Raw genomic sequence first — 17,749 nt, 5'->3', positions numbered from 1 at the left:
GTGCCTCTGCACGTGGCGTTCGAGGACTTTCGCGCCCTGCGTGCGCGGTGTGAGTACAGCACGATCCGGAACGCCGAGGGTGATCCGCGCTACGAGGACGGCGCCGTGGTCCCGAGGGGCGCCTGGCAGCCGATCACGGAGGCACAGGCCCGCGCCCTGGCCGCCCGCCTTGGGACCGCGTCCGATGTGACTGTGGAGATCGTGCGGCCTCCGGAGCCCGATCGGAGCGGCTTCGAGCTCGAGACTCTGACCGCCGGGCTGGGCGACATGAACGCGCGCTACCTGGGGCAGGCGCTCGCCGCGCCTGGCATGCCCACCACGACGGTGAACCGGAACAGCGGCCGTCTTCTGGGCCTTCACCTCGACAACTGGGACAAGCTGATCTATGAGCGGACGGGGCGGGGCCGACGCCGCATCGCACTCAACCTCGGACCCGGCGCCCGTTACCTCGTCCTCGCGCAGCTGGACGCCCAGGCGGCCTGCCGGGGCGTCCATCCGGCGGACTTCGCCGCGCGGCACCCGCACACTGGCGACTGCCGCGCCTACGTCGCGGCTGCCCGGCTGCCCGTCCACTGCTTTCGCATCCGGATCGACCCGGGCGAGGGCTACGTCGCCCCGACCGAGTACCTGCTTCACGACGGCTCCACCGAGGGGCAGGCCCTTCCGTCGGTCATCGCGTTCTGGCTGGGGCGCTGGCCGACGGGGGCGCTGCCCTCGCTTGTCTGAGATCGACGAGCGCAGTGTGTTTCTCGTCTCACAGGGGTCGATGCCACGTCCGGTTCCGGGTGGCGCACCTGAGAGAATGATGGGCATGGCCTCTGACAGTCCTCGTGTGCTCTCCGGAATCCAGCCCACCGCCGGCTCGTTCCACCTCGGCAACTACCTCGGCGCCGTCCGCCAGTGGGTGGCGCTGCAGGAGTCCCACGACGCCTTCTACATGGTGGTGGACCTGCACGCGATCACGGTCCCGCAGGACCCCGCCGCGCTGCGTTCCAACACCCGGCTCGCCGCCGCCCAGCTGCTCGCCGCGGGTCTCGACCCGGAGCGCTGCACGCTCTTCGTGCAGAGCCACGTGCCCGAGCACGCGCAGCTCGCCTGGCTGATGAACTGCCTCACGGGCTTCGGCGAGGCCTCCCGTATGACGCAGTTCAAGGACAAGTCCGCCAAGCAGGGCGCGGGCAACGCGAGCGTCGGGCTCTTCACGTATCCGATCCTCCAGGTCGCGGACATCCTGCTCTACCAGGCCCACCAGGTCCCGGTCGGCGAGGACCAGCGCCAGCACATCGAGCTGACCCGTGACCTCGCGGAGCGGTTCAACGGGCGCTTCGGCGAGACGTTCACGATCCCGTCGCCGTACATCCTCAAGGAGACGGCGAAGATCTACGACCTCCAGGACCCGTCGATCAAGATGAGCAAGTCGGCGTCCACGCCGAAGGGTCTCATCAACCTCCTCGACGACCCGAAGACCACCGCGAAGAAGGTCAAGAGCGCCGTCACGGACACCGACACGGTGATCCGCTTCGACCCGGAGCACAAGGCCGGCGTCTCCAACCTGCTCACGATCATGTCCGTGCTCACCGGCACGTCGGTCGCCGACCTGGAGAAGAGCTACGAGGGCAAGATGTACGGCGCCCTGAAGACCGACCTCGCCGAGGTCATGGTGGACTTCGTCACGCCGTTCCGGACCCGTACGCAGGAATACCTGGACGACCCGGAGACGCTGGACTCCGTCCTGGCCAAGGGCGCGGAGAAGGCCCGCGCGGTCGCCGCGGAGACGCTGGCGCAGGCCTACGACCGGATGGGCTTCCTGCCCGCGAAGCACTGAGTCCTGGGGCCCTGGCCACAAGGGTGGTGCAGGCCGCACACTGGCGCCTGCACCACGCGTGCACATTTCTCGACGGACGACGGAGGAGAACGACGTGGGGACCGTAACGCTCGGCGTTTCGATCGCGGTCCCGGAGCCTCACGGCAGCCGCCTTCAGGAGCGGCGCGCGGGCTTCGGCGATCCTGCCGCGCACGGCATCCCCACCCACGTCACCCTCCTCCCGCCGACCGAGGTCGCCGAGGAGCGGCTGCCGGAGATCGCGGCGCACCTCGCCGCGATCGCCGCCGCCAGCGAGCCCTTCGCCATGCGCCTGGAGGGCACCGGAACCTTCCGCCCGCTCTCCCCGGTCGTCTTCGTCAAACTGGTCGAGGGCACCCCCGCCTGCGACCGCCTCCAGGAACTGGTCCGCGACGCCGACGGTCCGGTCCCGCGCGAGCTGCAGTTCCCGTACCACCCGCACGTCACCGTCGCCCACGGCATCTCCGAGGAGGCGATGGACCGGGCGTTCACCGAGCTCGCCGGCTACGCGGCGGAGTGGATCTGCCGCTCCTTCGCGCTGTACGAGCAGGGCGCGGACGGCGTGTGGCGCAAGCTGTGCGATTACGAGTTCGGCAGCGGGCGTACGGTGTCGGCGGTGCCGTCGCAGAGCGGGAGCCCGATCGAGGCTTCGTCGGGGACGGCGGCCTCGGCGTCAGCGTCAGCGACGCCGGCGGGCTGAGCCCAGCCGGGCGGGCCGAGCCCGGGAGGCTTCGTATCCGCGGGCCCGGCCCCGTACGCGTCACACCGGCAACCGCCGGAACACCCCCCGTGGCACGTGCCGCAGCGCCGACATCACCACCCGCAGGCTGCCCGGCACCCACACCGTCTCGGAGCGGCGCCGCAGTCCCAGCTCGATCGCCGTCGCGACCGCCTCGGGCGTGGTCGCGAGGGGGGCCTCCGTCAGGCCCTCGGTCATCTTGGAGCGGACGAAGCCGGGGCGGACGACCATCACCTGCACCCCGGTGCCGTGCATCGCGTCCCCGAGGCCCTGCGCGAAGGCGTCGAGGCCGGCTTTGGACGAGCCGTAGATGAAGTTGGCCCGCCGGGCCCGCTCCCCGGCCACCGACGAGAGCACCACCAGCGAACCGTGCCCCTGCGCCTGGAGCGCCTGCGCGCAGACGAGGCCGGCCGAGACGGCGCCGGTGTAGTTGGTCTGGGCGACCCGTACGGCGGCCAGCGGGTCGGACTCGTCGCGCGCCTGGTCGCCGAGGACGCCGAAGGCGAGCAGCACCATGTCGATGTCGCCCTCGGTGAACAGCTTGCCGAGCCGTTCCTCGTGCGACTCGGTGTCCAGCGCGTCGAAGGGCACGGTGTGCACGACGGCGCCGAGCGCGCGCAGCGAGTCCGCGGCGGCGGCGAGGGCGGGGGAGGGACGGCCGGCGAGCCAGACGACGCGGGTGCGGCGGGCGATCAGCCGGCGCGCGGTGGCCAGGCCGATCTCGGAGGTGCCGCCGAGGACGAGCAGGGACTGTGGGGCGCCGAAGGCGTCCTTCATGGCGTTCACGCTCCTCAAGGGGTGGGAGGGGGGAGGGGGACGGGTGCGGGTCAGAGCGCCAGGCGGCGGGACAGGTCCGACACGAACACCCCCGTGGGGTCGAGCCGCCCCCGCAGCTCGCGGAAGTCGGCCAGCCTCGGGTACATGGCGTCGAGCAGCTCGGGCCGCAGCCGGGAGTCCTTGGCGAGGTAGACCCGGCCGCCCGCGGTGACGACCTCCTCGTCGAGCTCGTCGAGGAAGGCGCCGAGGCCGCTGAGCGAGGCCGGGATGTCGAGGGCGAGGGTCCAGCCGGGCAGCGGGAAGGAGAGCCAGCCGGGGTCGGCGTCGCCGAAGCGTTTCAGGACGGCGAGGAAGGACGGGCAGCGGCGGCCGGCGATCCGCTGGACGACCCGGCGCAGGGTCTCCTCCTGCCCGTACCCGACGACGAACTGGTACTGCACGAAGCCGCCGCGCCCGTACACCCGGTTCCAGTGCGGGACCCCGTCGAGGGGGTGGAAGAAGGAGGTCAGCCGCTGGAGCCGGCCGGTGGAGCGGCGGGGCGCCTTGCGGTACCAGAGCTCGTTGAAGAGGCCGACGGTGTGCCGGCCGAGCAGCCCCTCCGGGACGTACGCGGGGGCGCCGGGCAGCTGTCCCGGCCGGAAGGCGAGCGGGGTGCGGCGGGCCCGGTGGGGCAGGGCGTCGTACGGGGCGTGGTCGCCGCGGGTGAGGACGGCGCGGCCGGTCGCGGCGCCGCGGGCGAGCAGGTCGATCCAGGCGACGGAGTAGCGGTGGAGGTGGTCGGTGGCGTTCAGCCGGTCCATCAGGTCGTCGAGGTCGGTGGCGCGTTCGGTGTCGACGGCCATCAGCGAGGTCGCGACGGGCAGCAGTCGGAGGGTGACGGAGAGGATCACGCCGGTCAGGCCCATGCCGCCGGCGGTCGCGTCGAAGAGGGGCTGCCCGGGGGTGACGGTGTGCACGTGGCCGTCGGCGGTGAGCAGGTCGAGGGAGACGACGTGGCGGGTGAAGGAGCCGGAGACGTGGTGGTTCTTGCCGTGGATGTCGGCGCCGACCGCCCCGCCGACGGTGACGTAGCGGGTGCCGGGGGTGACGGGCACGAACCAGCCGAGCGGCAGCAGCACCTCCATGAGGTGGTGCAGGCTGACGCCCGCGTCGCAGACGGCGAGCCCGGCCTCGGCGTCGATCGCGCGGATCCGGGCGAGGCCGGTCATGTCGAGGACGGAGCCGCCGGCGTTCTGGGCGGCGTCGCCGTAGGCCCGGCCGAGCCCGCGGGCGATCGCCCCCCGGGCGCCGCAGGCACGGACGGCGGCGGCGGCCTCCTCGTACGTGCGGGGGCGGATCACGCGCGCGAGCGTGGGGGCGGTGCGGCCCCACCCGGTGAGGGTGTCGACATCGGTGGGGATGTCGGTCGGGATGTCGGCGGGGACATCGGCGGGGACATCGGCGGGGACAACGGTGTCGACATCGGTCGCGATGTCGGTGGGGATGTCCGTCTCGGCAGCCATGGAGGTGACCGTATCGCCGCGAGTGTCGCTTATGCCGGGATTGGTGGGCGGTTCGTCGAAATGGGTGATTAAACGAGTGTCAGGAAAGCGTGCCGCCCCGTACGCCGCCCTCGCGCGTCAGAGTCGCCCCTGGCCGACGGCGAACCGGGGAGGCGACGAGACGCATGCGATACGGGGACTGGGCCGAGACCGACCACCGGGTCCTGGCCGCCGTACACGCCCAGGGGCGCCGGCCCGCCGTGGCGGCGGCCGCCCGCGCGCTCTCCTTCGGCGGCGAACACGGCGCGCTGTGGATCGCCGCCGGACTCGCCGGCGCCGCCCTGGACCCGCCGCGCCGCGCCGGCTGGCTGCGCGGCACCGCGCTGATCGCGGCGGCGCACCTCGCCAGCATGGGCGTCAAACGGGTCGTACGGCGCCCCCGGCCGCGCCCCGAGTCGTACCCGCCGCTCGTCCGCACCGCGGGCCGCCACTCCTTCCCCAGCTCCCACGCCGCCTCCGCCGCCGCGGCCGCCGTCGCCTTCGCCGCGCTCAGCCCGGCCACCCGCCCCGTCGCCGTGCCGGCCGCCACCGCGATGTGCCTCTCCCGCCTCGTCGCGGGCGTCCACTACCCGACGGACATCGCCGCCGGAGCCCTCCTCGGCGCGGCCACGGCGGCAGCGGGCCGGACCTGGCTGACGAACGCCCCCGGAGGCCCTCGTGCCTGACCGCCCCGTCGCCACGGCCGTCCTCTCCCCGCCCGCCCCGGCGCCCCTGGCCCCCGCCCGCCCCGGCGTCCTCGCCGTCGCACGCGGTGTGGTCCGTACCGCGCGGCCCCGGCAGTGGGTCAAGAACGTGCTCGTCGTCGCCGCGCCCGTCGCCGCCGGGCAGCTCGTCTCCTGGCACATCGCCGGGCGGCTCGTCCTGGTCTTCGCCCTGTTCACGGCCGCCGCCTCCGCCGTGTACCTGGTCAACGACGCCCGCGACGCCACCGCCGACCGCGCCCACCCGGTGAAACGGCACCGCCCCGTCGCCGCGGGCCTCGTCCCCGTACCCCTCGCGTACGCGACGGGCGCCCTGCTCGGGCTCGGCGCGGCGGTCGCGAGCGCCCTGGTGTGCAACGCGATGACGGCGCTGCTCCTGACCGGGTACCTCGCGATGCAACTCGCCTACTGCGTACGCCTCAAGCACGTCCTCGTCGTCGACCTCGCCGTCGTCTCCACCGGCTTCCTGATGCGGGCGATGATCGGCGGGATCGCGCTCGGCATCCCGCTCTCCCGCTGGTTCCTCATCACCACCGGTTTCGGCGCGCTCTTCATGGTCGCGGCCAAGCGCTACTCGGAGGCCGTGCAGATGGAGGACGCCCAGGGCGCCACCCGGGCCCTGCTCACCCAGTACACGACCGGCTACCTGCGCTTCGTCTGGCAGCTGGCCGCCGGGGTCGCCGTCCTCGGCTACTGCCTGTGGGCGCTGGAGAGCGGCGGCGTCGCCAACGGCTCGCTGCTGCCCTGGCGCCAGCTCTCCGTCGTCGCCTTCATCCTGGCCGTCCTGCGGTACGCCGTCTTCGCCGACCGCGGCACCGCCGGGGAGCCGGAGGACGTCGTGCTGCGCGACCGGCCGCTCGCCGTCATCGGCCTGGTCTGGGCGGCGATGTACGGGATGGCGGTCGTCGACCTGTGAGGGGCGCGGGCGGTCGCCACGAGCTGCTGGGCTTCGCCGTCTCCGGCGCCGCCGCGTACGCCGCCGACCTGGCCGTCTTCCTGGCCCTGCACGGCGCCCTCGGCCCGGTCGCCGCCAAGTGCGTGTCGTTCCTGGCCGGTTGCACGGTCGCGTACCTCGGCAACGCGTTCGGCACCTACCGGCGCCGGACCGTCGGCGCCCGCGAGTACGCGGCGTTCTTCGGCGTGAACCTGGCCGGCGCGGGCGTGCAGCTGCTCTGTCTCGCCGTCTCCCACTACGGCCTCGGGCTCACCTCCGCGCGGGCCGACACGGTGTCAGGGCTCGGTGTCGGCATGGCACTCGCCACCTGTCTGCGATTCTGGGGTAACCGGACCTTGGTGTTCCGAGCCCCATCCGCCCCGTCCACCGAGGGAGGGACGCGCACGACATGGACTGGCTGAGCAAACTGCCCGTCATCGGCCCCTGGGTCGTCCGCCTGATGAAGACCCACGCCTGGAAGGCGTACGAGATCCTCGACGAGGTCCGCTGGAGCCGGCTCGCCGCCGCCATCACGTTCCTCAGCTTCCTCGCCCTCTTCCCGCTGATCACCGTCGCCGCCGCGATCGGCGCCGCGCTGCTCAGCACCGCACAGCTCGACAAGATCGAGAGCAAGATCGCCGACCAGGTCCCCGGCATCTCCGACCAGCTCGACATCGGCGGCCTCGTCGACAACGCCGCCACCGTCGGCCTCGTCGCCGGCGCCGTGCTGCTCTTCATGGGCATCGGCTGGGTCGGGTCGATGCGCGAATGCCTGCGCGCCGTGTGGGGCCTCGACGGCGTCGACGAGGGCAACCCCTTCGCGCGCAAGGGCAAGGACACCCTCGTGCTGCTCGGCCTCGGCGGCGTCGGACTCTGCTCGCTCGCCGCGTCCTGGCTCGGCTCCACCGCCGTCGGCTGGAGCGCCGACCGGCTCGGCATCGAGAACACGGGCGCGGGCGGCACCCTGCTCCAGATCGCCGCCCTGCTCGTCGCGATCGTCGCCGACTTCCTGCTCCTGGCGTACCTGCTCACCCTGCTGCCGGGCGTCGAACCGAAACGCCGCGACCTGGTGGTCGCGGCGCTCATCGGCGCGGTCGGCTTCGAGCTGCTGAAACTGCTGCTCGGCGGCTATATGAGGGGCGTCGCGTCGAAGTCGATGTACGGGGCGTTCGGCGTGCCGGTGGCCCTGCTGCTGTGGATCAACTTCACCGCGAAGCTGCTGCTGTTCTGCGCGGCCTGGACGGCTACGGGTTCACGCTCTCGTCCACGGGAGCGGCAGCCCGATCCGTCGGCTCCGTCGGCTCCGTCGGCTCCGTCGGCTCCGTCCGGCTCTTCCGGCCCTTCCGGTCCTTCCCGGCCCTCCGACGCCCGGAAGCCGTCCCCGCCCCCGAGCCCGACTCCGCCCCCGACTCCGCCTGACGACGGGCCGAACCCGCGAGCGGCCAGCGCCGGTTGACGAGGAAGACGGCGCCCGCGAGGAGCACCAGCACCCCGCCCGCCACGGCGAGCGCGATCCCCACGCCGCCCGACCTCTCCTGCGCGGCGGCCGCCTTCTCCACGCCCGTCGGGGCGTTCTTGCCCGGGGCGGGCGACGTGCCGTCGGAGCCCGCGCCGGCCGACGCGCCCGCGCCCGTGTCCGTACGGGCCGACTTCGGCGGCACCAGTTCGCCCACCGGCGTCACCTTGCCGGAGGCGGCGAAGCCCCAGTCGAGCAGCCGGGCGGTCTCCTTGTAGACGGCGTGCTGCTCCTTGGAGGAGGGGTTCATGACGGTGACGAGCAGCACCCGGCCGTTGCGCTCGGCGACGCCCGTGAAGGTCGCGCCGGCGTGCGTGGTGTTGCCGTTCTTGACCCCGGCGATGCCCTGGTAGGCGGGGACGCCGATGTCGCCGGTCAGCAGCCGGTTGGTGTTCTGGATCTCGAAGGTCTCGCGCTTCTTGCCGGGCTTCTGCTCCCCGGGGAAGGCGGCCCGGGGGGTCGAGGCGTACTCCCGGAAGTCGGCCTTCTGCATGCCGCTGCGGGCGATGAGGGTGAGGTCGTACGCGGAGGAGACCTGGCCCGGGGCGTCGTAACCGTCCGGCGTGACGACGTGGGTGTCGAGCGCCTGGAGGTCGACGGCGTGCTCGTTCATGTCGCGCACGGTCTGCGGGACGCCGTTGTTCATCGCGGCCAGGACGTGGACGGCGTCGTTGCCGGAGCGCAGGAAGACGCCGAGCCACAGGTCGTGGACGCTGTAGGTCTGCTTCTCCTTGATGCCGACGAGGCTGGAGCCCGCGCCCATGCCGGCCAGGTCCGTCGGTGTGACCGTGTGGTTCTCGGTCTTGGGGAACTTCGGCAGCACGGTGTCCGCGAAGAGCATCTTCAGCGTGGAGGCGGGAGCCAGCGGCCAGTGCGCGTTGTGCGCGGCGAGCACCTGCCCGCTCTCCGCGTCCGCCACCACCCAGGCCCGCGCGCTCAGCTCCTTCGGCAGCACCGGGGCACCCGGCCCCAGCTGCACCTGGGTACCCGGCCGGGACAGCAGCGCGCCGCCGACGCTGGACATCGCGTTCGGCGGTTTGGGCTGCTTGTCCTTGTCCTCCGCATGCGCGGGAGCCGAGGCGAGAAGCGGGAGCAGCACGGCGGCGGTGGTCACCGTCACGGCGGCCTTAGCGGTCATCTTCGATGCGGACACGATCGAGAACGTACATGCCCGGAAGCGGGTTCCGAGAACCGCGTGGCGGTTCACCCAGCCCCGTCCACCCGTCCGCAGGCCCGCCGAGGCGCCCGGCGATACTGGGACCATGAAGCTCAGTCGGCCTGTCTCCTGGTTCCTGCTCGCGTTCGGCGTGTGGAGCTGGTTCATCTGGATCACTTTCGTCAAGAACTTGTGGAACGACGGGAGCGGTCTCGCGTTCGACGACGCGGGTGATCCGACGGCCTACTTCTGGGTTCACCTGCTGCTGGCGATTACGTCCTTTGTCTTGGGGACGGTGGTCGGGAGCATCGGGTTGCGTGGTGTGCGCGCCCTTCGGAGCGAGCGCGGATAACGCGGCCGACGCGGGGGCAGCGGGCCGGCGGACAAATCGAACAAGGGGTACGTAGGGCGTGGTCGTCGTCTTCCTGCTGGTGCTGGTCGTGGTCCTCGCCCTCCTCGGGGCGGTCCACTGGTACGTGTGGCGGCGCCTGGTGCGCGACCTGACGGCCCCGGGTGGTCCCGCCCGCCGGGCCGGCACGGCCGCGGCCGTCGTCCTGCCGCTGCTCTCCGTCGCCGCCCTGGTCTCGGGCCGCGCGGGCGCCCCCTTCGGCCTCCAGCAGGCCGTCGCCTGGCCCGGCTTCCTGTGGCTGCCCGTGCTCCTGTACGTGACCCTCGCCCTGGCGGTGACCGAACCGCTGCGGCCCCTGCTGCGGCGGGTGCTGGCGCGCCGGGCGGGCGGCGACACGGCGACGGGGGCGGCCGAGGCGCCGGTGCCGGTGTCGGCGCCGGCGCAGGCACCGGCAGTACCGGGCGCCGAGGCCACTGCCCCGGCGGAGGCGGCGGAGTCCCCGGACGCCCCCGGCTCCCCGGGCTCCCCGGACGCCCCCAGCTCCCCAGACGCCCCCACCGCCCCCGACCCCGCCCGCACCCCCGACCTCCCCCGCCGTCTCTTCGTCAACCGTCTCGTCTCCGGCACCGCCGCCGCCGTCGCCGTGGGGACGGTCGGGGTCGGGGCGTACGGGGTGTTGCGGGGGCCTCGGGTGAAGCGGGTCACGGTGCCGTTGGCGAAGTTGCCGCGGGGGGCGCACGGGTACCGGATCGCGGTGGTCTCCGACATCCATCTCGGGCCGATCCTGGGGCGGGCCCACACGCAGCGGATCGTCGACACCATCAACGCCACCCAGCCCGATCTCGTGGCCGTCGTGGGCGACCTGGTCGACGGCACCGTCCAGGACCTCGGGCCCGCCGCCGAGCCCCTCGCGCGGCTGCGCGCCCGGGACGGGTCGTTCTTCGTGACGGGCAACCACGAGTACTTCTCGGGCGCCGACGCCTGGGTCGACCACGTCCGTGAGCTCGGGCTGCACCCGCTGCGCAACGCCCGGGTCGAGATCGGGGCCGGTTTCGACCTGGCCGGGGTGGACGACGTCGCGGGTGAGAGCGAGGGGCACGGGCCGGACTTCGGCAGGGCGCTCGGGGACCGGGACCGGGCGCGCACCGCCGTGCTGCTCGCGCACCAGCCGATCGTCATCGACGACGCCGTCCGCCACGGCGTCGACCTCCAGCTCTCCGGCCACACGCACGGTGGTCAGCTGTGGCCCGGCAACTACCTCGCCGAGCTGGCCAACCCGACCGTCGCGGGGCTCGAACGCTACGGCGACACCCAGCTCTACGTCTCGCGCGGCGCGGGTGCCTGGGGGCCGCCCGTGCGGGTCGGCGCGCCCTCGGACATCACCGTCGTGGAGCTGGCTTCCCGTCAGGCGTGAGGGGGGAAGGAGGACGGCGGAGCGGGGGTGGGAATGGGGCAGATGTGACCGAGCGCACCGTTACGGATACGTACCGCTCCGTCCGCTCCGTCCCTTAATTCCCTTCATCCCGGACATATGTGTGCCGTGTGAATGTTTACTCTTCCACTTGTGAAATCCGTGTGATTGGCTGACGCCATCGCGGCAGGCCAGGCGCCGTCGCGACAGGGGTGGGAACAAATAAAGGAAGCACGTGTCATGCGGTCGTCCGTCCGTCTGCGGATTCTGATCACTTGTGGAGTTCTGGTGGCCGCCGGGGTCGGAGGCTGGCAGCTTCTGCCCTCCGATGACGTGCGGACCGCGCCGATCGCCGTCGGCACCACCGACAAGGTGACCTCGCTCGACCCGGCCGGCGCCTACGACGCCGGTTCCTGGGCGATGTACAGCAACGTCTTCCAGTCGCTGCTGACCTTCAAGCCGGGCTTCACCACTCCGGTCCCGGACGCCGCCGAGAGCTGCAAGTTCGTCGGCACGAAGCTGACCACGTATCAGTGCACGCTCCGGAACGACCTCACCTTCGCCAACGGGCGCAAGGTCACCGGCGAGGACGTGCAGTTCTCCTTCGAGCGGATGCTGGGCATCAAGACGGACGTCGGTCCGCAGCCCCTCTTCCCGACCCTGAAGAGCGTGGTGGCCGACGGGCAGAAGGTCACGTTCAACCTCAGCGGCCGGGACGCGACCTTCCCGCTGAAGCTGGCGACGGGCGCCGGTTCGATCGTCGACCGCACCGCGTACCCGGCGAAGACGCTGCGTACGGGCACCACGGTCGACGGCTCGGGGCCGTACGTCCTCAAGGAGTACAAGCCGGGCGAGAGCGCCCGCCTGGAGCCGAACCCGAACTACCGGGGTGCCGTCACCAAGACCGGCCGCCCGGTCGTCGTGAAGTACTTCAAGCAGTCGGGGGACCTCGCCGCCGCCTGGAAGGCCCAGCAGGTGGACGTGACGCACCGGCAGATGCCGCCGGCCTTCATCAACACGTTGAAGGACGCGACGAAGGACGGCACCCGGATCACCGAGGCGGCAAGCGCCGAGATCCGCAACCTCAACTTCAACGTCCGGCCCGGCTCCGCGATGGCGAAGAAGGCCGTACGGCAGGCCGTCGCCGCCGTCATCGACCGCCCCGCCATCACCACCGGCACCTACCAGAGCACCGTCGAGCCGCTCTACTCCCTCATCCCGCAGGGCTTCGTCGGCCACAGCACGGCCTTCTACGACGTCACCCCGGAGCCGGACAAGGCCAAGGCCAAGCGCCTGCTGAAGGCCGCCGACATCGACACCCCGGTGAAGTTCACCCTCGGGCACAGCTCGGACGCCACCTACGACGCCGAGGCCGCCGAGCTGAAGAAGCAGCTGGAGGAGACCGGCCTGTTCGAGGTCGACCTCGTCGCCACCGACTGGCAGTCCTTCCAGAAGGGGTACGCGAGGGGCGCGTACGACGCGTACACCGTCGGCTGGCTCCCCGACTACCCCGACTCCGACAACTTCACCGGCCCGCTCGTCGGCACCGACAACACCCTGCACAACGGCTTCTCCAACCCGCGGATCGACAAGCTGATCGCCGCCACGCAGCAGTTCAGCGACCGCTCCCGGGCCACCGGCGACTTCCGGGACATCCAGGCCGAGGTGGCCGACGACGTGCCGCTGGTGCCGCTGTGGCAGAAGAAGGACTACGTCCTGTCGACCGAGGACGTCTCCGGTTCGCAGTTCCTCTCGGACGGCACCGGCATCTGGCGCCTGTGGGAACTCGGCTGGATCTAGCCGGACTCCGAACCGCCGGATCCAGCCGGACTCCGCACCGCCGCACACGACTCAGGGCCTGTCCATCGGACGGGCCCTGAGTCGTGTCCCCGGAAAAAGTTCCCCACCCCGCACGACATCCCGCCGCCCCGCGTAGTCATGAGGGGTATGCACGGGGAAATCGGAGCCATCCGAACCACCACACCAATCCGAACCATCGGAACAAGGGGAACGGGCGGAAAGCGCGTGACATCAGCACAGGAGGACGCCTACCTGGAATTCGTGGCCGAAAGAGCGCGGGCCCTGTACCGCTCGGCGTACGTCCTCGCCGCCGGTGACGCGCACCTCGCCGAGGACCTGGTCCAGGAGACGCTGAGCCGGGTGTACGTGCACTGGAAGCGGGTGGCCCGCGCGGACAGCCCCGCGGCCTACGCGCAGACGGTCCTCGTCCGCTCCTTCCTGAGCCTGCGGCGCCGGCGCAGCACCGGCGAGCGGCCCACCGGGACCCTGCCCGACCGTCCGGAGGCCGGTCCCGACACCGCGCTCCGGCTCACCCTCCTGGACGCGCTCCACCAGCTCCCGCCCCGCGACCGGGCGGTGCTGCTGCTGCGCTACTGGGAGGACCGCAGCATCGAGGAGACCGCCCGCATGATGCGGCTCAGCAGCAGCGCGGTCCGCTCCCAGGGCACCCGGGCCCTCGCGCGGGTCCGCGCGCTGCTCGGCGACAGCCTGTCCGACCTGGTCCCGCGCTGAACAGCGCCGCCCCCCTTCACTTCATCGACGACGTCAGAAAAGGTGGCACCACCATGCCGTTCGAAGCAGAGTTCTCGCACGCCCTGGACCGTTCGACCGACGCCCTCGACCCCGATCTCACCACGCTCGTGGACGGAGCCCTCGCCCGTGGCCGGACCCGCCGGCGCCGCCGTACCGCCGGTCTCGTCGCCGGGGCGGGCGCCTGCGCGGCCGTCGCGGTCGCCGGCCTGATGCTCCCCGGCGCGCTCGCCGGGGCCCGCGCCGGAGGATCCGACCTGGAGACGGTGGCGCTGGCGATGCCCCGGTCCGCGATCAGCGACAAGCAGATGATCAAGGCCCTGGAGTCGACGTTCCCCGGGGGCCGGTTCAGCCAGGTGCACGGGCAGAGCAACAACCCCTCGGACCCCTCCGCCGGATACGTCGCCATGGCCGGACTGGTCGTCGACGACGGGCACGGCGCCGCCAGCGTCGGCGTCTCGGCCGTACGGCTCAAGCTGCCGCTCCCCGAGGCCGACGGCGACGGGCTGAGCTGCGACGCCGAGCGGACGCCCGCGCGCGCCGAGGGCGACACCTGCACGATGAGCGAGCTGCCGAACAGCGCGGCGGTTCCCGGCGGGGCCCTGGTGATGTCGGAGCGGACGTCGGCCGCCCAGCCGGCCGGTCCCGGCACCGCGCAGCGCTGGACGGTGACGGTGACCCTGAAGTCGACCGGCGCGCAGCTCCAGATGGTGCAGTGGAACAGCCTCGGCGGCGGCACCGGCGCCGACCTGCCGAAGCCGACCCGTTCCGCCCCGCCGCTCTCCGAGGAGCAGGCGGTGAAGGCGCTCACCGGCGCCGCCTGGACGCCGATCCTCGGCGCCGTCGCCTGACGGCCGGCCGGACCCCGGCACCGGTCCCCGGCGCCTGACCGCTAGCCCGACTTGGAGGCCCGCCGCGGCTTGCCCGAGGCGGCCATCCCGGCGGCCGTCGGCATCATGTCGGCGAGCAGCTCGTGGGTCTCCTTCACCAGCGGGCGCAGGATCCGGAAGCGGGAGAGCTGGATGGCCCGCGCGGTGACGGGGGAGAGGCGCTCCACGAGGCGGCGGCTGTTGGCGGCGCCCTCGGAGCGGTCGTACACCCAGAACAGCACCAGGCCCATCTGCTGGAGCCACAGCAACTGGGGCAGCGCCTCGGCCAGTTCGGGGTCGACCTTCACCGAGGCGCCGGAGATGACCCGCCGGTGCACGTCGATCGCCGCCTCGCGCGGTCCCTCCGACTCGGGCGAGAAGGGGCTGAGCGGACTGTCGGGGTCGGCGGCGTTCTTGAAGAACTGGGACGCGAACTCCTGGTAGGGCTCGGCGATGTCCAGCCAGGCGAGGAGCACTCCGCGGATCCGGGCCGTGAGGTCCTTCTCGCCGCTCTCCAGGATGGGTTCGACGGCCGTCTGGTGCTCCTCGGCGATCCGGTCGTAGAAGCCCTGGACCAGGTGTTCCTTGGAGGAGAAGTAGTAGTACGCGTTGCCGACGGAGACTCCGGCCTCCTGCGCGATGGCCCGCATCGTCGTCTTGTCGTACCCGCGTTCCTTGAACAGCCGGAGCGCGGTCTCCAGGATGAGCGCGCGGGTCTGCTCGCTCTTGGGCGCCTTGGCGGGCTTCTCCGCCGTCTGCCCGCCGGCGGGCGTGCCCTGCTTCTCTTCACTCGCGTCCGTCACAGGTCCTGAGCCTAGTCGGCCGTACGGGATGTCCCGAACCGCCGTCCACGGGCCGGAGAAGCGCGGGGCGGCGCCCTCGTCGACGGCCCGTCAGCCGTTCCCGAACCGCCGTACCCCCGGCACGAGCCCCGTCCCCAGGCAGCACCCGCCGACGACCACGGCGGCGATCAGCAGCGGGACCTCCGGCCCCCAGGCGGAGGCGGCGAGGGGGGCGAGGGCGTAGCCGAGGGGCATCGCGGCCAGGGAGAGGAGCCAGTCGTACGAGGTGACGCGGGCCAGGGCGTGGGCGGGCACCGCGCGTTGGACCGCGGTCTCCCAGAGGGGGCCGAGGAAGCCGAGGCCGGCCTGGGCGAGCCCGTACGCGGCGATGGTGAGGGGCGCGGGGGCGGCCACGGCGAGGAGGACCAGGGGCAGCGCGTACGTGGCGAGGGCGAGGTTGGCGGTGAGGATCGGGCGCCGTGGCCGGACCCGGTCGGCGACCACGGAGCCGACGAGCAGTCCGACGGCGCCGACCTGGAGGAGCAGGACCCAGGTCGCCTTGCCGCCGAGCCGGTCGAGGGCGACGGCCGGGCCGAGGGTCATGAGGACGGCGGCGGCGCCGTTCCAGGCGCTGTGGCCGATGAGGCTGGTCCAGTACCAGTCGCGGGTGCGGACCTCCCGCCAGCCCTCCTTGAGGTCGTCGAGCAGGGCGCGGCGGGGGACGGTGACCCGTTCGACCCGTACGGCGCACAGCAGGGCGGCGCTGACGGCGAAGGTGGCGGCGTCCAGGACGAACGCCCAGCCGGGGCCGACGGTCCAGATCAGCGCGCCGGCGAGGGCGGGGCCGCCGACGCGGCTCGCGCTGTGGGCGATGCCCATGGCCGCGTTGGCCCGCTGGAGGGCTTCGGGGGAGACCGTGCCCTTGATGAGCGGCGCGCTGGTCGGCATGGCGAACGCCCCGGCGGCACCGCCCGCCACCTCGACGGCGGCGATCACCCAGAGCGTGGGCGAGCCGCTCAACAGCTGGATGCCGACGAGGAGTTGGGTGGCGCAGCGGACGAGGTCCATGGCGAGGGCGACGGTCCGGGCGTCGAACCGGTCGCCCACCACGCCGCCGAGCGGCAGCAGGAGCAGCTTGGGCACCATCGAGCAGGCGAGGACCAGGGCGAGGGCCGAGGTGGAGCCGGTCGCCTCCAGGACGGCGAGGGCGAGTGCGGCGGGGATGACGGCGTCGCCGAGGAGGGAGAGCGTGCGGCCGGTGAAGAGCAGCCGGAAGGAGCGGGTGCGCAGAGGGTGCGGGGTGGCCGGGGCGGGCGGGGGAGCGGGCAGGGCGGTGCTGGGCAGGGGCATGCCAGGAAGAGTATTTCGTTGACGAATAATTCGTCAACGAAATACTTCACCGGCTCGGCGCCCCGCCTCCGGACGTACGATCAGCCCATGGCACCCACCGAGGAACCGCGCGACTGGACCGACGAGCACGTGGCCCGTTGGCAGCCCGTGCTGCCCGACCTCGATCCGGTCGTCGAAGGCGCGGTCACCCGGATGAAGAAGCTCTCCGTCCACCTGCGCCGGGTGCGCGAGCAGTCCCTCGCCGACTTCGACCTCGAACGCCACGAGTTCGAGACCCTCCACAAGCTGGCCGGCCGCGGCGGCAGCGCCGCCCCCTCCGAACTCGCCCAGGACCTCGACCTGGCCCCCGCCTCCGTCACCGGCCGCCTCGACGCGCTGGAGAAGCGGGGTCTCGTCCGCCGCACCCCGTCCACCACCGACCGGCGGCGGGTGGTCGTCGAACTCACCCCCGCGGGCCACGAGACCTGGCTCGGCGCCATGGACGTCCTCGGCCACGAGGAGTACCGCCTCCTCGGCACCCTCACCGCCGAGGAACGCACCCAGCTCAACGACCTGCTCCGGCGCATCATGCTCGTCGCCGAGGAGAACACCGGCGTGGAGCACTGGCACGGCTAGCTCGGACGCCCGGCGACGGGCGGATGCTGATGCTCGGCGACGGTCAGATGCTCAGCGACCGCGCGTAGTTCAGCTGGCCCATGACCCACTGGATGGTCTCCGGGCCACTGGCCGGGATCATCGTCGAGTGGTGCCGGCCGCCGCTGGTGACGCTGACCTGGATGAAGCCGGTCGTCGTCTTCTCCTTCATCAGCAGGAACAGCAGACCGAGCAGGCAGAAGACGAAGAACACGATCGCGAGGACGATCCCGGCCGTGGAGATCTTCTCCTCGGTCCGCGACATGTCCATCGCGTTCCACACCGCGCCCTTGAGCGGCATCGGCCCGGCCGGCGTGATGATCTGGTCCCCGACGACGGTGATGTCACCGAGGCTCAGCAGCGGCCCCGTGCCCACGCCGGGCGGCCCCAGCGGAGCCGGCACCAGCTGCGGCGGCACCGGCGCCCCGGCCGGCATCGGCGGCTGCTGCGGGTACCCGTACGCGGGCGTCCCGGACTGCCCGCCGGGGCCCCACTCGTACTCCCCCGACTTGTAAGGGTTCGGCTCGCTCATCAGTCCCCGTCCTCCGCATACGAAAAAGCCCGCTCCTGCACGTCGCAGCGTACAGAAGCGGGCTCT

Annotated in this window: 18 protein-coding genes and 1 pseudogene; 13 read left to right on the top strand and 6 right to left on the bottom strand. The window is 72.5% G+C overall.

What is annotated here, in order from left to right:
* Nucleotides 1-12 precede the first annotated feature (12 nt).
* The 3 genes from ACZ3ZE_RS16050 (at nucleotide 13) to ACZ3ZE_RS16040 (ending at nucleotide 2,543) form a co-directional block, all read left to right on the top strand.
* Complete coding sequence (locus ACZ3ZE_RS16050) at nucleotides 13-726, top strand: hypothetical protein (RefSeq protein WP_467259463.1); 714 nt, start codon at nucleotides 13-15, stop codon at nucleotides 724-726.
* 85 nt (nucleotides 727-811) lie between these two features.
* Nucleotides 812-1,825 (top strand): tryptophan--tRNA ligase, encoded by a 1,014-nt coding sequence (gene trpS / locus ACZ3ZE_RS16045; protein ID WP_361175665.1) that lies wholly within the window; start codon nucleotides 812-814, stop codon nucleotides 1,823-1,825.
* A 94-nt stretch (nucleotides 1,826-1,919) separates the two neighbouring features.
* Nucleotides 1,920-2,543: a 2'-5' RNA ligase family protein gene (locus ACZ3ZE_RS16040; protein ID WP_467259460.1), complete on the top strand. Its 624-nt coding sequence runs from the start codon at nucleotides 1,920-1,922 to the stop codon at nucleotides 2,541-2,543.
* Between the two features lie 60 nt (nucleotides 2,544-2,603).
* Here ACZ3ZE_RS16040 and ACZ3ZE_RS16035 read toward each other — a convergent pair whose 3' ends face one another.
* On the bottom strand, nucleotides 2,604-3,359 hold the full coding sequence (locus tag ACZ3ZE_RS16035) for a decaprenylphospho-beta-D-erythro-pentofuranosid-2-ulose 2-reductase (RefSeq protein WP_361176205.1): 756 nt from the start codon (nucleotides 3,357-3,359) through the stop codon (nucleotides 2,604-2,606).
* A 50-nt stretch (nucleotides 3,360-3,409) separates the two neighbouring features.
* Nucleotides 3,410-4,861 carry an FAD-binding protein gene (locus tag ACZ3ZE_RS16030; protein ID WP_467259458.1) on the bottom strand — a complete coding sequence of 484 codons (1,452 nt, stop codon included), beginning with the start codon at nucleotides 4,859-4,861 and terminating at the stop codon, nucleotides 3,410-3,412.
* Nucleotides 4,862-5,025: 164 nt separating this feature from the next.
* On the opposite strand from ACZ3ZE_RS16030, the gene ACZ3ZE_RS16025 reads away from it, so the two are divergent.
* From ACZ3ZE_RS16025 to ACZ3ZE_RS16010, 4 genes are read left to right on the top strand one after another with little or no spacing between them, the layout of a single operon-like run.
* Nucleotides 5,026-5,565, top strand: a complete 540-nt coding sequence (locus tag ACZ3ZE_RS16025; RefSeq protein ID WP_467259455.1) for a phosphatase PAP2 family protein — start codon at nucleotides 5,026-5,028, stop codon at nucleotides 5,563-5,565.
* Entirely contained in the window at nucleotides 5,558-6,517 is a 960-nt protein-coding gene (locus ACZ3ZE_RS16020) for a decaprenyl-phosphate phosphoribosyltransferase (protein WP_467259452.1), read from the top strand. Before ACZ3ZE_RS16025 ends, ACZ3ZE_RS16020 begins: the two co-directional genes overlap by 8 nt.
* Complete coding sequence (locus ACZ3ZE_RS16015; protein ID WP_361175673.1) at nucleotides 6,514-6,957, top strand: GtrA family protein; 444 nt, start codon at nucleotides 6,514-6,516, stop codon at nucleotides 6,955-6,957. The genes ACZ3ZE_RS16020 and ACZ3ZE_RS16015 overlap by 4 nt, the downstream gene beginning before the upstream one ends.
* Nucleotides 6,945-7,991, top strand: a complete 1,047-nt coding sequence (locus ACZ3ZE_RS16010; RefSeq protein ID WP_467259449.1) for a YihY/virulence factor BrkB family protein — start codon at nucleotides 6,945-6,947, stop codon at nucleotides 7,989-7,991. The genes ACZ3ZE_RS16015 and ACZ3ZE_RS16010 overlap by 13 nt, the downstream gene beginning before the upstream one ends.
* Nucleotides 7,992-8,352: 361 nt before the next feature.
* Here ACZ3ZE_RS16010 and ACZ3ZE_RS16005 read toward each other — a convergent pair.
* Nucleotides 8,353-9,075: pseudogene (locus tag ACZ3ZE_RS16005) on the bottom strand (D-alanyl-D-alanine carboxypeptidase family protein); the annotation flags it as partial.
* 238 nt (nucleotides 9,076-9,313) lie between these two features.
* Here ACZ3ZE_RS16005 and ACZ3ZE_RS16000 point away from each other — a divergent pair.
* The 5 genes from ACZ3ZE_RS16000 to ACZ3ZE_RS15980 all read left to right on the top strand — a co-directional run bounded on the left by ACZ3ZE_RS16000 (nucleotide 9,314) and on the right by ACZ3ZE_RS15980 (nucleotide 14,368).
* Nucleotides 9,314-9,559, top strand: coding sequence for an SCO4848 family membrane protein (locus ACZ3ZE_RS16000; protein ID WP_361175679.1), 246 nt, complete (start codon nucleotides 9,314-9,316; stop codon nucleotides 9,557-9,559).
* A 58-nt stretch (nucleotides 9,560-9,617) separates the two neighbouring features.
* Nucleotides 9,618-10,970: a metallophosphoesterase gene (locus ACZ3ZE_RS15995; protein WP_467259446.1), complete on the top strand. Its 1,353-nt coding sequence runs from the start codon at nucleotides 9,618-9,620 to the stop codon at nucleotides 10,968-10,970.
* Between the two features lie 237 nt (nucleotides 10,971-11,207).
* The gene (locus tag ACZ3ZE_RS15990) at nucleotides 11,208-12,767 is read left to right on the top strand and encodes an ABC transporter substrate-binding protein (RefSeq protein WP_361175685.1); all 1,560 of its coding nucleotides are present in this window, start codon (nucleotides 11,208-11,210) and stop codon (nucleotides 12,765-12,767) included.
* A 225-nt stretch (nucleotides 12,768-12,992) separates the two neighbouring features.
* On the top strand, nucleotides 12,993-13,499 hold the full coding sequence (locus ACZ3ZE_RS15985; RefSeq protein WP_361175688.1) for a SigE family RNA polymerase sigma factor: 507 nt from the start codon (nucleotides 12,993-12,995) through the stop codon (nucleotides 13,497-13,499).
* 53 nt (nucleotides 13,500-13,552) lie between these two features.
* Complete coding sequence (locus tag ACZ3ZE_RS15980; protein ID WP_467259443.1) at nucleotides 13,553-14,368, top strand: hypothetical protein; 816 nt, start codon at nucleotides 13,553-13,555, stop codon at nucleotides 14,366-14,368.
* Between the two features lie 41 nt (nucleotides 14,369-14,409).
* Here ACZ3ZE_RS15980 and ACZ3ZE_RS15975 read toward each other — a convergent pair whose 3' ends face one another.
* On the bottom strand, nucleotides 14,410-15,189 hold the full coding sequence (locus ACZ3ZE_RS15975) for a TetR/AcrR family transcriptional regulator (protein ID WP_361175694.1): 780 nt from the start codon (nucleotides 15,187-15,189) through the stop codon (nucleotides 14,410-14,412).
* A 90-nt stretch (nucleotides 15,190-15,279) separates the two neighbouring features.
* On the bottom strand, nucleotides 15,280-16,518 hold the full coding sequence (locus ACZ3ZE_RS15970) for an MFS transporter (protein ID WP_467259440.1): 1,239 nt from the start codon (nucleotides 16,516-16,518) through the stop codon (nucleotides 15,280-15,282).
* 87 nt (nucleotides 16,519-16,605) lie between these two features.
* Here ACZ3ZE_RS15970 and ACZ3ZE_RS15965 point away from each other — a divergent pair, with 87 nt between their 5' ends.
* Nucleotides 16,606-17,133 (top strand): MarR family winged helix-turn-helix transcriptional regulator, encoded by a 528-nt coding sequence (locus ACZ3ZE_RS15965; RefSeq protein WP_361175700.1) that lies wholly within the window; start codon nucleotides 16,606-16,608, stop codon nucleotides 17,131-17,133.
* Between the two features lie 43 nt (nucleotides 17,134-17,176).
* Here the strand turns inward: ACZ3ZE_RS15965 and ACZ3ZE_RS15960 are convergent, their stop codons facing one another.
* Nucleotides 17,177-17,683, bottom strand: coding sequence for a hypothetical protein (locus ACZ3ZE_RS15960; RefSeq protein WP_361175703.1), 507 nt, complete (start codon nucleotides 17,681-17,683; stop codon nucleotides 17,177-17,179).
* Nucleotides 17,684-17,749: the final 66 nt, after the last annotated feature.

It is taken from the genome of Streptomyces sp. NPDC023157, assembly GCF_055560575.1.
The sequence above is the reverse complement of the archived record's forward strand: the minus strand, read 5'-3'. Positions and strand labels throughout refer to the sequence as shown.

Excerpts from the sequence above, each read along its gene's own strand:
- trpS (WP_361175665.1), top strand. The coding sequence starts at position 812 with ATGGCCTCTGACAGTCCTCGTGTGCTCTCCGGAATCCAGCCCACCGCC.
- ACZ3ZE_RS16035 (WP_361176205.1), bottom strand. The coding sequence starts at position 3,359 with ATGAAGGACGCCTTCGGCGCCCCACAGTCCCTGCTCGTCCTCGGCGGC.
- ACZ3ZE_RS16030 (WP_467259458.1), bottom strand. The coding sequence starts at position 4,861 with ATGGCTGCCGAGACGGACATCCCCACCGACATCGCGACCGATGTCGAC.
- ACZ3ZE_RS16025 (WP_467259455.1), top strand. The coding sequence starts at position 5,026 with ATGCGATACGGGGACTGGGCCGAGACCGACCACCGGGTCCTGGCCGCC.
- ACZ3ZE_RS16010 (WP_467259449.1), top strand. The coding sequence starts at position 6,945 with ATGGACTGGCTGAGCAAACTGCCCGTCATCGGCCCCTGGGTCGTCCGC.
- ACZ3ZE_RS16000 (WP_361175679.1), top strand. The coding sequence starts at position 9,314 with ATGAAGCTCAGTCGGCCTGTCTCCTGGTTCCTGCTCGCGTTCGGCGTG.
- ACZ3ZE_RS15990 (WP_361175685.1), top strand. The coding sequence starts at position 11,208 with ATGCGGTCGTCCGTCCGTCTGCGGATTCTGATCACTTGTGGAGTTCTG.
- ACZ3ZE_RS15980 (WP_467259443.1), top strand. The coding sequence starts at position 13,553 with ATGCCGTTCGAAGCAGAGTTCTCGCACGCCCTGGACCGTTCGACCGAC.
- ACZ3ZE_RS15970 (WP_467259440.1), bottom strand. The coding sequence starts at position 16,518 with ATGCCCCTGCCCAGCACCGCCCTGCCCGCTCCCCCGCCCGCCCCGGCC.
- ACZ3ZE_RS15965 (WP_361175700.1), top strand. The coding sequence starts at position 16,606 with ATGGCACCCACCGAGGAACCGCGCGACTGGACCGACGAGCACGTGGCC.
- ACZ3ZE_RS15960 (WP_361175703.1), bottom strand. The coding sequence starts at position 17,683 with ATGAGCGAGCCGAACCCTTACAAGTCGGGGGAGTACGAGTGGGGCCCC.